The sequence below is a fragment of the Bacillus sp. AP50 genome, assembly GCF_040492675.1.
GTDB classification, from domain to species: Bacteria; Bacillota; Bacilli; order Bacillales; family Bacillaceae_G; genus Bacillus_A; species Bacillus_A cereus.
This window is the reverse complement of the sequence record NZ_JBEUTW010000177.1, coordinates 1-13,815: the sequence shown is the minus strand read 5'-3', so window position 1 is coordinate 13,815 and position 13,815 is coordinate 1. Positions and strand designations below refer to the sequence as shown.

The following is a 13,815-nucleotide window of genomic DNA, read 5'->3' as shown; positions in this document are numbered from 1 at the left end:
ATATTTAACTGGGTTAAATGTATGAGTATCAATAAAAAATTAATCATTTCATTCTTTATTATTTTAACTATACCAGGAATTATTATTGGTGGTGTTTCATATCAAACTGCCAAAACAAATTTTGAACATCAAATGACAGCTAAAGCAAAGGAGAATATTTCGATTTTAAATACTGTTATTTCTCAAAATATAGAAGAGAAATTTGTTGATGCGACGTACTTTGCAGACATCTTAACAGAAGATACATATCTAAATGGACAGGAAGAAATAGTAAGAACGAAGCTAGCGCAATATATAAAACTTCATCCAGAAGTAGAAGGTATTTATATTGGAACAGAGACGGGAAAGTTTATAAGAGAACCATTTATCCAAATGGCTGATGGATACAATCCAAGAGATAGATCTTGGTATAAAGAAGCACATGAAAATAAAGGGAAAGTAATTGTTACTTCACCATATCAATCAGCATCTACCAAAAATATGGTAGTGACAATTGCTAAAGAAGTAAAAGATGGTAAAGGTGTTATAGGAATTAACTTAAATTTAGATAACATCTTAAAAATTTCCAAAATGATTAATATTGGTGAAAAAGGTTATGCAGTTATTTTAGATCAAAATAAGCAAATTGTTAGTCATCCATCTAGAAAACCAGGTGCAAAAGTTACTGATCCTTGGATTAAACCAATTTATGAAGAAAAACAAGGAAATGTGTCTTATACAGAACAAGATGATAAAAAGAATTTAATCTTTGCAACAAATGAGAAAACAGGCTGGAAAGTAGTTGGTGTTATGTTCGATGAAGAAATTAACCAAGCTGCCAGTCCGGTGTTTTATAAGACTTTGATTGTCATTGCTATTGCTATTGCATTTGGTAGTATATTAATTTATTTCATTACAAAGTCTATTACAGGGCCATTACGAAAAATAGCTGAATCGGCATATAAAATTAGTAAGGGAGATTTAACAGAGAAAATTACAATCCATTCCAAGGATGACATAGGGAAATTAGGGAATTCATTTAATGAAATGTCTATGTCTTTACAGGATGTTATTACCCAAATTAGCTTTTCAGCAGAACATGTTGCAGCATCGGCTGAAGAGTTAACAGCGAGCGTACAGCAAGCAAATGATGCGACAGATCAAATTACAATTGCGATGGAACAAGTATCAGGTGGGGCTGAGTCACAAAGTCAAGGTGTTGAAGAAGGTGCGGCTACATTACAACAAGTAAATACAGCAATTCAAGATGTAACTGGAAGCGCAGAGTCAATTTCTATTTCCTCATTACATGCCCGTGAAAGAGCTGAAGAGGGAGAAGATTTAGTTGAACAAACCGCAAAACAAATGCAGTCTATTTCTAGGTCGGTATCCGAGTCAGATGCTATTATTAAACTTCTTGATGAGAAATCAAAGCAAGTAGGAGCTATTTCTGAAGCAATTCAAAACATTGCAACTCAAACAAACTTATTAGCTTTAAATGCGGCTATTGAAGCAGCAAGAGCAGGTGAACAGGGACGAGGATTTGCTATTGTAGCAGATGAGGTTAGAAAATTAGCAGAGCAATCAGGAGAGTCATCTGGAGAGATTGCAAATTTAATTGCAGAAATTAAGGCGGATATTGAACATACTGTTAAGGCGATGGATAATGTGAATGGAGAAGTTCAACAAGGCCTTGATGTTGTAACAAAAACGAAAGTAAGTTTTACGGAAATTTTAAGTTCTACTACACATATTGTTTCTCAAGTTAATCAAATGGTAGAAACAACGAAGAGAATTGCTGGAGATGCAAATGAAGTGACAAATGCTATTGATGAAATTGCAGCTGCTGCAGAAGAAAATACAGCTAGTATGCAAAGTGTTGCAGCTTCAACAGAAGAACAGGTTAATTCCATGGAGGAAATTAGTTCAGCTTCGCAAAACTTAGCTGAGATGGCAGAAGAACTACAAGCGATGACTAGTAAATTTAAAGTATAATAACAGCAGATAAGTAAGGTGAAAATAATATCACCTTACTTATTTTTCTATTCAGCAATTAGGGGAGTCATTAACAGGATGAAAAAAAGAAAAAGACTATGGAATTTATGGAAAACGATTACATTGTTAGTTTGTACAGTTGTAATTTTTTCTTTACTTGTGACAGATATATTAATTAGTCATAATGTAGAACGGACGACGGAGGATAGCCAAGCAGAGAAAGCAAAAACAATTGCACACATTGTGGCGAATGATTCGATTGTAATCGATGGTTTGGTTGGGAAAGCAGATACCTCTGCAATCCAAACGTATACAAATAGAATATTACAAAACACAGGTGTTCAATTTATTGTAGTTATGGACATGAATGGAATAAGAAAGTCACATCCAAATCCTCAAAAAATAGGGCATCATTTTATTGGGGGAGATGAAGGGCCTGCATTGAAAGGAAAAGAACATGTATCGTTAGCAGAAGGAACTTTAGGTATTTCCATGCGAGTGTTTGTACCAATATTTTCTGAAACAGGTGAACAACTTGGAGCAGTGGCTGTTGGTATTTCAGCAGATAATGTAAAAGAGAGAGTTAAGGAAAGTAGACATATTATTTATATTGGTGTCGGAGTGGGTGTATTAGTCGGAATTATAGGAGCAATATTGCTAGCTAGACATATAAAGAAAAGTTTATTCGGTCTTGAGCCGCACAGGATAGCAAAAATTCTTGAAGAAAGAAATACGATGCTACAATCTGTAAAGGAAGGTATTATTGCTGTAGATAAAGAGGCTAGAGTAACGTTAATTAATAATGAAGCGAAACGTCTATTTAAAAAAAGCGGACTTGAAGAAGATTTTATCGGTAAAGATGTTGAGTTGTATATGCCAAATTCACGTATAAAAGAAGTATTGCAAACGGGAGAAGTACAATTAAACGAAGAACAAAATATTTATGGAATTACGATTGTGACGAATCGAGTTCCTTTATATGTAAAAGGAGAAATAGTTGGTGCAATTGCAACATTTCGTGATAAAACAGAGATTAGAAAACTAGCAGAGGAACTAACTGGTATTAGACTATATGCAGAAGCATTACGGGCACAATCTCATGAGTTTATGAATAAGATGCATGTCGTATTAGGGCTTACACATATGAAACAGTATGAAGAATTACAGAAGTATATAAGCGGCATGGTATCAGAGCATCAATATGAAATTGGTGGAGTTATGAAAAGAATAAAAAGTCCAGTATTTGCTGGTTTTTTACTAGGTAAGCTCAGCTATGCTAGAGAGAAAAATATAAAATTAATTATAAGTGAAGATTCTTACATGCCGGAAATAGATGTTGAAAGTATTACTCATGAACTTATTACGATTGTCGGAAATTTAATTGATAATGCATTAGAGGCAGTTACGAATTGTGAAAAGAAGCGAGTTGAAGTTAAGATACAACATGGGGATATACTAACTATTACAGTGCAAGATACGGGAAAAGGTATAAAAGAAAAAGAAATAGAGGAATTATTTACGAAAGGTTATTCCACAAAGGGAGATAACCGCGGTTATGGTTTGTATCTTGTAAAAGAAAGTATACAGCGAATAAATGGGGAAATTCATATGCATTCATTAGTAGGAAAGGGAACAACGATAACGATTGAAATACCTAAAGGTAGGGATGAGAGGCAAATATGATTAAAGTTTTAATTGTAGAAGATGACCCGATGGTAGCAATGTTAAATACGCATTATTTAGAGCAAGTAGGAGGATTTGAACTTGTTCAAGCAGTTAACTCAGTAAAGTCAGCGATAGAAATATTAGAGAAATCACGAGTAGATTTAGTATTACTTGATATTTTTATGCCTGAAGAGACTGGTTTTGAGCTTTTAATGTATATCCGGAACCAAGAAAAAGAAAGCGATATTATAATGATTTCAGCTGTACATGATATGGGAAGTATAAAAAAAGCATTACAATATGGCGTAGTAGATTATTTAATTAAACCATTTACATTTGAACGATTTAAAGAGGCATTAACTATATATCGAGAAAAACTTACTTTCATGAAAGAACAACAAAAAATTAGTCAATCGGAATTAGATTCATTAATTTTACAAAAAGAAAAAAGAGAGCCTACTGTGACGAAAGAGCTTCCAAAAGGGTTAACGAAGCAAACGTTGCAATTAATTTGGCAGAAGATCGAGTCTCTGAATGGAAGAGTATTTACAACAGATGAAATGGCACAATTAGTTGGAATTTCAAGAGTTTCTATTCGAAAATATGTAATGTTTCTGACTGACATTGGGGTGTTAGAAAACGAAATGATGTACCAACATGTGGGAAGACCTGTAAGTAAATTAAGATGTGTTGATCAAAAGAAAATAGAGTTTTACGTATAAGCGACTTAACATAAGTCGCTTATACTTTTTTTAATTACAAAATCAATTACAAAACTTACAAAAACTATTTTTACTATTGAAAGCGTTTTAATATTGTTATTAAGAAAACGAGGGGGTGCCATATGGGAATTCAAAAGAATGTGGAAGCGGTATCATTTTCTGAAGGAAATGAAGTACAAAGAGAATCTTTCGCTTCTAAAATTATGAATGTAAAAATCGGTGTTATACCTTTACCGTTATATGTAGTATTGGCTGCTATTATTTATGGGGCATCTGTATATAATAAATTGCCAGCAGATATGATTGGTGGATTTGCAGTTATTATGATCATGGGGATTTTCTTAGGCGATATTGGGATGAGAATTCCAATTTTAAAAAATATCGGTGGTCCAGCAATACTTTCGTTATTTATTCCATCATTACTTGTATTTTTTAACTGGATGAATCCAGCTTCAATGGAAGCTGCGACTATGTTAATGAAAAAATCGAACTTTTTATATTTATATATTTCTTGTTTAGTAGTCGGAAGTATTTTAGGAATGAACCGTAAAGTGTTAGTACAAGGTTTCGTTCGTATGTTTATTCCTTTAGTAGTAGGGACGTTAGCTTCTGTAGCAGTAGGATTATTGGTCGGTTCATTATTTGGATTTGAAATGAAGCACACATTCTTCTTTATCATCGTACCAATTGTGAGTGGTGGTATCGGGGAAGGGATTTTACCATTGTCGCTAGCTTATAGTGATATTTTAAATGAATCATCAGCAACGTTTGTATCACAGCTTATTCCAGCAGCTATTATTGGAAATATGTTCGCAATTGTAAGTGCAGGGTATATGAAGCGTTTAGGTGAGAAGAAACCGGAGCTTAGTGGTAACGGTGTATTAGTGAAAACAGACAATCAAGCAGAATTATTAAAAGAACAAAATACAGAGAAGCCAATTGACTTCTCATTAATGGGAGCAGGTTTATTAATTGCGTGTACGTTCTTCATCTTCGGAGGATTTGCTTCTAAGTTCATCGGTATTCCTGGGGCAATCATTATGATTTTCTCAGCAGCGCTTGTGAAATACTTTAAATTAATGCCAGCAAAAATGGAGCAAGGAGCATTCCATTTATATAAATTTATTTCGAAGAACTTAACTTGGCCTTTAATGGTTGGATTAGGATTGCTATATATTCCGTTAAAAGACGTAGCAGCAGTTCTTTCAGTAGGATATGTTGTTGTGTGCGCATCGGTTGTTCTTACAATGGTAGCATCAGGTTTTCTTGTAGGGAAAGTGATGAAAATGTATCCAGTTGAATCAGCGATTGTAACTGGATGTCATAGCGGTTTAGGTGGAACTGGAGATGTTGCTATTTTATCAGCTTCAAATCGTATGGAATTAATGCCGTTCGCGCAAATTTCGACTCGTTTAGGCGGAGCGGCAATGGTTGTAACAGCGACAATATTATTAAAGATGTTTTCATGATTAAACAAGCTAGCTATATTCATATAGCTAGCTTGTCAAATTAAGGGGAGATTATAAGTATGTTAGCAAATCAAATTAATGAAAGATCATTGTTATTGCATAAAGAATTAGTAGGGAAAATTGAAATTACAAGTAAAGTAGAAGTAAATTCAGCGGATGATTTAAGCCTGACGTATACACCAGGTGTAGCGGAGTCTTGTAAAGCAATTGCGGCAGATGAAGAAACGGTGTATGACTATACAGCACGTGGTAATATGGTGGCAGTTGTCTCAGATGGAACAGCGGTACTCGGTTTAGGAAACATTGGACCGAAAGCGGCTATGCCTGTTATGGAAGGAAAAAGTATTTTGTTTAAGAAGTTTGCGAATGTAGATGCTTTCCCATTATGTTTAGGCACAACGGATGTAGATGAAATCGTTACCCTTGTGAAAAATTTAGAGCCTACATTTGCAGGGATTAATTTAGAAGATATTGCAGCACCGCGTTGTTTTGAAATTGAAAAACGATTAAAAGAAGAAACGAATATTCCTGTATTCCATGATGATCAACATGGAACAGCTATTGTCGTTTTAGCAGCTGTTATTAATGCATTAAAAGTTGTTAGCAAACAAATGGATAATGTGAAAATCGTTATTAACGGTGCGGGTTCGGCAGGAATTGCAATTGGAAAATTATTATTAAAGGCTGGTGCAAAGCACATTACGCTAGTTAGCCTAGAAGGTATTGTTTGTGAAGGTGAAACATGGATGAACGAAGCACAAATTGAAGTTTCAAAAAAGACAAATCGTGAACATGTGCGTGGAACGTTAAAAGAAGCGATTAACCAAGCTGATATTTTTATTGGCGTATCTGCTCCTAACGTATTAACGAAAGAACTTGTACAGACGATGAATGAGAAAGCAATTGTGTTTGCAATGGCGAATCCAATTCCAGAAATCTTCCCTGAGGATGCATTAGAGGCTGGGGCAGCTGTAGTAGGAACTGGGCGCTCGGATTATGCGAATCAAGTAAATAATGTATTGGCGTTTCCCGGAATATTCCGCGGTGCGTTAGATGTGCGCGCAACTGATATTACAGAAGAGATGAAATTAGCGGCAGCATATGGGATCGCTAACATCATTACTGATGAAGAACGTAATGCGAATTATGTAATCCCGAATCCATTAGATAAAAGAGTTGTTCCAAGTGTTGCGGAAGCAGTAGCGAAAGCAGCTATTGATTCAGGCGTGGCACAAATTACGAAAATACCACGTTATTAATAGCTAAAAGCAGTGCCTAAAAGGCACTGCTTTTTTGAGATAAGAAATCAAAATAATGAAGAAGTGTAGAATTATTTATGTTTCTTCACTATTTATTTAATTCCATTGCAACTTGTTTACCATTCACTAAAACCTCAGTTACTGCTACGATTACTTCTATCATTTTTTTCATCTCTCATCTCTCCTCGTTCATTTCTTACTTTAAGTATAAGAGAAGAGAGATAATTCAACTATCGAAGTACATGACGTAGAAATTACATTGTTGTAAGAAAGTGGTTTATTTTTGTCACTTTACTTAGCGGTGATTACAAACTGATCATAATATTTTTCATTCACATATATATTTAATAACCATAATCCAGATGAAGGTAGTGACATAGCGAGAGGGAGTTCGCTTGTAGTAGAATTGATTGTATTTGAAGTATTCCAAGTTTGTTTGGAAATTTCTTTTTGAAAGAGTACTGGTGTTGGCGTTACAGATCCTTGTTTTAGCGCAATAATAGACAATTTTCCAGTTGGTATTTCAGAATCTAGAAAGTACCACATTATTTCATTTTGTTCATTTGCGATAATAGGACTATCAGCCATTGCGATTTTTCCTTCGATGCCTTTTAAAGGTATTTTTCCGTCTATGAATGAGGGTGCTTCTTCCCAATTTACATCTTTTAAAACACTAAGATGAAAGAAGGAAGGTGCGTTCACTTGATTGGACGTTGCGACAGCTTCAGTTTTAGATGCTTTTGAATCAGGTTGTGCTTGTGTGCATCCAGTGATGAGGAAGGAGAGAAGTAGCATAGTTCCGATTTTTTTCATGGTGCCACACTCCTAGTTTTTATTGTTAGTGTAATTGTATTTGCTAGAAGGCGGGACAATTCCTTTAAAGTATAAAAAGAGGTCGTAAGTTTTGTACGACCTCTTTTGACATTTTTTATCCCGTAAAGCCCGATTGGTGTAGGTTAATAATCAGTGGGAGATAGCCCCACTAATTAAAGTTTCATTTTATATTTGTTCCGTTGTATAGGTTGGTTCGGTTTCTTTTTGAGGCATCGTCAAAAAAATAACGGACAGAACGATACATACGCCGCCTAATAATTGGTATGCTCCAAAAGCTTCATTTAGCCAAGTGATTGAAACGATGGCAGCTACAAGGGGTTCAATGCTAGATAAAATGCTTGTTTCTGTTGCTACTAAATATTTAAGACTACCGATATATAGAAGGAAAGAAAGGGTACCACTAACAATGATAAGAATAAGCATAGAAAAAGTTTTCAGTGTAAGGGTTTGTGAAAATTGATTCCACCCGAATGAACCATTATAAATAAGTAGTGCAATTCCTCCGATTAACATCCCCCAACCAATTACTACAGTTGTCCCGCATTCTTTAATGAGAGAAGCCGGATGAAGGGTATAAAATGCAAATCCGATTGCTGTTAATAGTCCAAAAATAATAGCTTCTTTAGATAAAACAATATTTTCAATTGAGCCATTTGTAATAATAAAGTATGTTCCTATTAGCGCGGCTATAATTGCGAATAGTTGCATGGAAGCAGGGAATTTTCTTTGTTCAAATGCAACATACACGGTAATAAGAACAGGACCTAGAAATTGAAATAGCGTTGCAGTGACCGCGTTACTAATATGAACCGTTTCGATAAAGGCGTATTGTGCACCGAGCATGCCGAGAATAGAAAAAATAATAAGTTGTATAGAATATCTAAGGTGTTTCCAAATTTGAAATATGTTTTGTTTCTTTATAAGTAAGAAAGACAAAATAAATATTCCTGCAAGCAACAATCGAATTGTTAAAAAATCAATTGAGGATACATTAGTATGCTGAAATAGCCACTGAATCATTGGACCAGATAATCCCCATAATGTAGCCCCTGTAATAATCATAATAAGTCCGATACGTCTACCATTGTTCATTATCATGTTTCTCCTCTCCAGTATTTGATTTTTTATGTGTGACATGATAAAAGGAATTATATATAAAATCTGGTACTGTAAAAAGTATCAGATTTTAGTTTTATTAAGGGGTCAGATACTATGTTAGAATTAACGCCTAATTTAAATATGAATAGTAAAAAGGCATTATATGTGCAATTGTATGAGTATATAAAAAAAGAGATTAAAGATGGATCAATTGTCCCTTTTACGAAATTACCGGCTAAGCGAAAGTTAGCGATACATTTACAAGTAAGTAAAAATACAGTAGAGGCAGCCTACGAACAATTACTTGCAGAAGGTTATATTGAGTCGATATCGAGAAAAGGTTATTTTGTATGCAAGATTGAGCAAATGGTTCATGTAGAGGATAGCGAAGAGAGGATAGAAGAAGTCCCGTTTCAGGAGAAGCGTTATAAATTTGACTTTACACAAACAGGAATTGATACAAATGCTTTTCCATTTAATATGTATCGGAAAATTGTAAATGAAGTATGGCAGCCGCATAATAACGAACTTCTCTTTCTAGGACACCCTCAAGGGGAAGCAAGCTTAAGAGAAGAGATTACGAATTATTTGTATGAATCTAGAGGTGTGCGTTGTTCAGCTAGTCAAATTGTATTAGGAGCGGGAACACAAATATTAGTGAAACTATTGTTTCAATTGTTAAAGGGAAGCAATTATGCAGTTGAAAACCCAGGGTATCATAGAAAGATGGTTGTTTTTGAACAGGGAGAAGCAAGAGTCCAAATGTTATCTTTAGATAGAGATGGAATTTGTATTGCAGATTTAGAAAATAGCAATGCGAATGTTGTATTTGTTACACCTTCCCATCAGTTTCCATATGGAATGATTATGCCTATTACGAGAAGGATGCAGCTTTTACAATGGGCAAAGAAAGAAGAGAGCAGGTATATTATTGAAGATGATTATGATAGTGAATTTCGCTATTCTGGAAAGCCTATACCGGCGCTGCAAGGGTTAGATACAGAGGGGAAAGTTATTTATATGGGGACGCTATCTAAAGCATTATTGCCATCGCTACGGATGAGTTATATGGTGTTGCCGAAGAAATTAATTAAAAAGTATCAACAGCAATATTTATTTTACACACAAAGTGTTTCAAGAATGGACCAAGAAGTGATTAGAAGATTTTTAAATGAAGGCTATTGGGAAAAACATATTCATAAAATGCGTGTCGTCTACCGAAAGAAGAGAGATCGACTTGTTTTTGAAATAGAGAAGTATTTCTCTAATCGTGTTAAAGTGATAGGAGAAGATTCGGGATTACACATTTTATTAAAAGTGCATAATGGAATGCGGGAAGAAGAATTAATTCAAGAAGCTGCGAAATATAGTATCAAAATATATCCTGTGTCTACGTACTATAAAGACGGTACGGCGCCTGAGAGTGTAGTTTTACTTGGGTTTGCGATATTATCAGAGGAAGAGATTGCGAAAGCGATTCAATTATTACACACGGCATGGTTTACAAGAAAGTAAAAAAACATCCTCCAAACATGAGGATGTTTTTTATTATTTATTTTCATCTAAGAATAAGACCATATGCTCTTCGTCCCAATATTGTCCGTTATATTTTAATGAACGTTCTTGTACACCGAATGTTTTAAAACCTAATGATTCATAAAGTTTTTTCGCTCCATCGTTGCCGACGACAACATCAAGCATAACTTGTTCTACTTCTAAAGATTTAGCAAGTTCAAGACATTCTTTAATAAGTGCTTTTCCTGCTCCAAGTCCGCGTGCTTTTGGAGATACATATACAGAACCGATTTTAGCTTTATGTTCTTGTTTTACATATGGTTTCGTTTCCAGTGTTGCAACCCCGATTAATTTTCCATCTTTAAATGCACCTAGCGTATAGTTTTCATCTTGTGCTAATTTTTGTGCTTTATATTCAATCGCACACTCTTTATTAATAATATCTTCATAAGAAGAGCTGAATGCTTCAGGGTTTTGCTTTAATCCTTCTACGCGAAGTTCTAAGTAAATTTCTGCTTCGTCTTTTGTTAATACATGGATATCCAATTATATCACCCTCCAAATCTTTGCAAATGTACCTTTATTTTATATTGAAATAAGAATAATTTCAAAAGCTTAGCTTATATGAGCTGTTTTTATGAACAAAATAACACCAGTAGTGTTTACTACTACTGGTGTTTTCACACGCATATTATTCAAAAGGTAGCTCGATTATAAAGTTTGTTCCCGCTTCTAATTGGCTTGTTACTAGAATAGAACCGTTATGCAATTCTACAATTTCCTTTGCAACAGCTAGCCCGATGCCTTTTCCGCCTGTAGCTCGTGTTCTGGATTTATCAACACGATAAAAACGGTCAAAAATATGCGGGATATCTTCTTCAGGAATACCTTCACCTTCATCTTGTACACTTATTGTAAAAGAATATGTTTCCATGAGTACACGTATCGTAATGGATGTGTTTTCTGGCGAATGTTGATAAGCGTTGTGTAATAAATTTAACATAACTTGTTCCATACGTCTTTCGTCTATACAAACTTCTAAATCATCTTTGCAATATACATGAAGTTGCATTTGCTTATTCGTTAATGTTGTTTTTGTTTTTTCAACCATTCGTTCTAAAAATGGCTGAAGAAGCACTTTTTGTTTTTTTATAACAAATTGGTGTTGTTCTAATTGTACAAGCATAAATAAATCTTGGACGAGATCGGTTACACTATCCGTTTCATCCTCAATGATTTGTAAGTATTCTTCTCGCTCCTCTTTTGTTAAAGAGTCTCTCTTTGCTACCTTTGCATAACCTTTCATATAGGTCAATGGAGTTAATAGTTCATGAGCGACACTAGCGAGAAATTCATTGCGCTCTTTTTTCATATACGTAAGCTCACTCGATAAATCTTCAATTGTTTTTGCTAAACTTCCGAGTTCATCATTTCGTTTAATACCTAATTGAATTGGCTTGTTTAATTTTGACATTTTTTCTGTCGCTCTCTTCATTTTTATAAGAGGATCTGTAATAAATTTAGAAAAAACAAAGACAGAAATAGTTGTTAAAATAATCGTCAAAATACTAATGATAAGAAATTGATGCAGGAGTTTAAGTAACATCTTTTCTAAGAAAGATGTTTTTAATAACATATGTAAATTACCTTGAAATCCTTGAATTTCAAGTGGACTTACTGTTGAGATGAATTTTGATTTTTTCCAGTTTCTTTCTACAATTAACCCGCTTTTTGGAATAGATTTTGTTTTACAAATAAGTTGTTTTTGCATTTCTTTCGTTATGGGTTCTGAGTTAGAAATAATTTTGCCGTTATTGTCAGTTATAATGATTGTGATATCAGTATTAGCAATTAATTCGGAACCGATTAAATCTTCAGCCGCATGCTCGATAGTGAAATCCTGATACCGAGGGTGTTTAGGACGTTCTGTGTATTGCTGTTGTTTAGAATGATCATTCCATCTTGCACGGTTTACAATCTTATCACGATACCGATTACCTTTCTCTAATAGAGCATCGGTTTCTTCTTTCACACGCATTGTTGAAAGGCTTTTATAAAAAGATACGAAAGCAATTGTTTCAATACATAAAGCTAATATTAAAAAGTATGTCCCAATTTTAAGGGAAAGTTTACTCATTTTCTCACCATACCTTATTCATAATAAAGAGTCAGTGGTATACGATTTCCCACTGACCGAAGTAATTATTCACTTTTCCATTTATATCCGACTTTATAGACCGTTTCTAGGTAATCTTCAATCGGAAATCCTTTTTTGCGTAGTTTATCACGGATATTACGAATGTGTGAATCAATTGTTCTATATTCGATATCTGTTTCATAGCCCCAAATTTTTTCGATTAAATCATCTCGGCTATAAGCACGGTTTGTATTTTGCAAAAATAGTCCGAGTAACGAAAATTCGATAGGAGTTAGCGAGATTTTTTCATCGTACACTGTGACGGTATGTTTCGTTTTATCCCACTCAATACCATTGAAACTAACAAAGCCATCTTTTTTTGTACGGCGTAATATAGCCTCGATTCGTGCGACTAATACATGCTCATCAAATGGTTTTGTAATATAATCATCTGCGCCCATCGTGAGGCCTTTCACCATATCGTAGTTTTGGTTGCGAGCTGTTAACATAATGATAGGAACGTTAGAAATTTGACGAATTTGATAGCAAGTATCCCATCCATCCATATTCGGCATCATAACATCTAATAAAATAATATCGAATTCTTTTTGTTCGATTAATTTTAGTGCTTCAAGGCCAGAGGTAGCTTTCATACAAAAATAGCCGCGAGGGCTTAAGAATAGATCTAATAATCGTAACATACGTTCTTCATCGTCTACTAATAAAATTTTTACCATAATCTTGTGCACCCCAAACTGTTCATTCTACTTGTATAGTTTACATGAAAATAATAAAAAACTCTTTTTATGTGATTGAATGGAGGGATGATTTTTTCGCTCGGAGTAATTGACATAAAAAATGCACTAGTTTTGCACAACTATTTTTTATAATAAAAAACGTAGCGACACAAAATACCCTATGTTGCGACATAACGTCATGTCATTTTATTTATAAAATGACAATTCCATTCTATTGTGTATGTGAGATAGAGAGGGTTTTCGTATTCACCTCGCATCGGATAAGAAAAATTTCCTATCTCACACTTTTTTTAAAAGGAGATCATACACATGAATCCAAAAGAAGAAATTTCAAAAAAAGAAAAGCAAGATCGTAATACGGTTGTCATGTGTGTTGCCGTATCT

11 protein-coding genes and 1 pseudogene are annotated in these 13,815 nt (G+C 34.4%); 7 read left to right on the top strand and 5 right to left on the bottom strand.

Translation table 11 applies throughout. From position 1 onward, the window contains the following. Positions 1-21: 21 nt before the first annotated feature. The 6 genes and pseudogenes from ABWK52_RS29770 to ABWK52_RS15115 form a co-directional block, all read left to right on the top strand. Positions 22-1,035, top strand: a pseudogene (locus ABWK52_RS29770) (HAMP domain-containing protein); the annotation flags it as partial. Next, positions 1,027-1,974, top strand: a complete 948-nt coding sequence (locus tag ABWK52_RS29765; RefSeq protein WP_434787947.1) for a methyl-accepting chemotaxis protein — start codon at positions 1,027-1,029, stop codon at positions 1,972-1,974. The pseudogene ABWK52_RS29770 and the gene ABWK52_RS29765, both read left to right, overlap by 9 nt. A 78-nt stretch (positions 1,975-2,052) precedes the next feature. After that, the gene (locus tag ABWK52_RS15130; protein ID WP_000746422.1) at positions 2,053-3,657 is read left to right on the top strand and encodes a sensor histidine kinase; all 1,605 of its coding nucleotides are present in this window, start codon (positions 2,053-2,055) and stop codon (positions 3,655-3,657) included. Continuing rightward, positions 3,654-4,361, top strand: coding sequence for a response regulator (locus tag ABWK52_RS15125; RefSeq protein ID WP_000598668.1), 708 nt, complete (start codon positions 3,654-3,656; stop codon positions 4,359-4,361). The genes ABWK52_RS15130 and ABWK52_RS15125 overlap by 4 nt, the downstream gene beginning before the upstream one ends. Positions 4,362-4,483: 122 nt before the next feature. Continuing rightward, the gene (locus ABWK52_RS15120; protein WP_000512722.1) at positions 4,484-5,830 is read left to right on the top strand and encodes a 2-hydroxycarboxylate transporter family protein; all 1,347 of its coding nucleotides are present in this window, start codon (positions 4,484-4,486) and stop codon (positions 5,828-5,830) included. A gap of 59 nt (positions 5,831-5,889) precedes the next feature. Then, complete coding sequence (locus ABWK52_RS15115; protein WP_000880782.1) at positions 5,890-7,089, top strand: NAD(P)-dependent malic enzyme; 1,200 nt, start codon at positions 5,890-5,892, stop codon at positions 7,087-7,089. A gap of 291 nt (positions 7,090-7,380) precedes the next feature. On the opposite strand, the gene ABWK52_RS15110 is transcribed toward ABWK52_RS15115, so the two are convergent. Next, the gene (locus ABWK52_RS15110; RefSeq protein WP_098541018.1) at positions 7,381-7,902 is read right to left on the bottom strand and encodes a DUF4871 domain-containing protein; all 522 of its coding nucleotides are present in this window, start codon (positions 7,900-7,902) and stop codon (positions 7,381-7,383) included. A gap of 186 nt (positions 7,903-8,088) precedes the next feature. After that, entirely contained in the window at positions 8,089-9,015 is a 927-nt protein-coding gene (locus ABWK52_RS15105; RefSeq protein ID WP_098541020.1) for a DMT family transporter, read from the bottom strand. A 120-nt stretch (positions 9,016-9,135) separates the two neighbouring features. Between ABWK52_RS15105 and ABWK52_RS15100 the strand changes: the two genes are divergently transcribed. Next, complete coding sequence (locus ABWK52_RS15100; RefSeq protein WP_000891882.1) at positions 9,136-10,536, top strand: PLP-dependent aminotransferase family protein; 1,401 nt, start codon at positions 9,136-9,138, stop codon at positions 10,534-10,536. Between the two features lie 33 nt (positions 10,537-10,569). Here ABWK52_RS15100 and ABWK52_RS15095 read toward each other — a convergent pair whose 3' ends face one another. From ABWK52_RS15095 to ABWK52_RS15085, 3 genes are all read right to left on the bottom strand, one after another. Beyond that, positions 10,570-11,082 (bottom strand): GNAT family N-acetyltransferase, encoded by a 513-nt coding sequence (locus ABWK52_RS15095; protein ID WP_000351212.1) that lies wholly within the window; start codon positions 11,080-11,082, stop codon positions 10,570-10,572. A gap of 145 nt (positions 11,083-11,227) precedes the next feature. Continuing rightward, positions 11,228-12,673, bottom strand: a complete 1,446-nt coding sequence (locus ABWK52_RS15090; protein WP_000041028.1) for a HAMP domain-containing sensor histidine kinase — start codon at positions 12,671-12,673, stop codon at positions 11,228-11,230. A gap of 65 nt (positions 12,674-12,738) precedes the next feature. After that, on the bottom strand, positions 12,739-13,410 hold the full coding sequence (locus tag ABWK52_RS15085; protein ID WP_000238956.1) for a response regulator transcription factor: 672 nt from the start codon (positions 13,408-13,410) through the stop codon (positions 12,739-12,741). Positions 13,411-13,815: the final 405 nt, after the last annotated feature.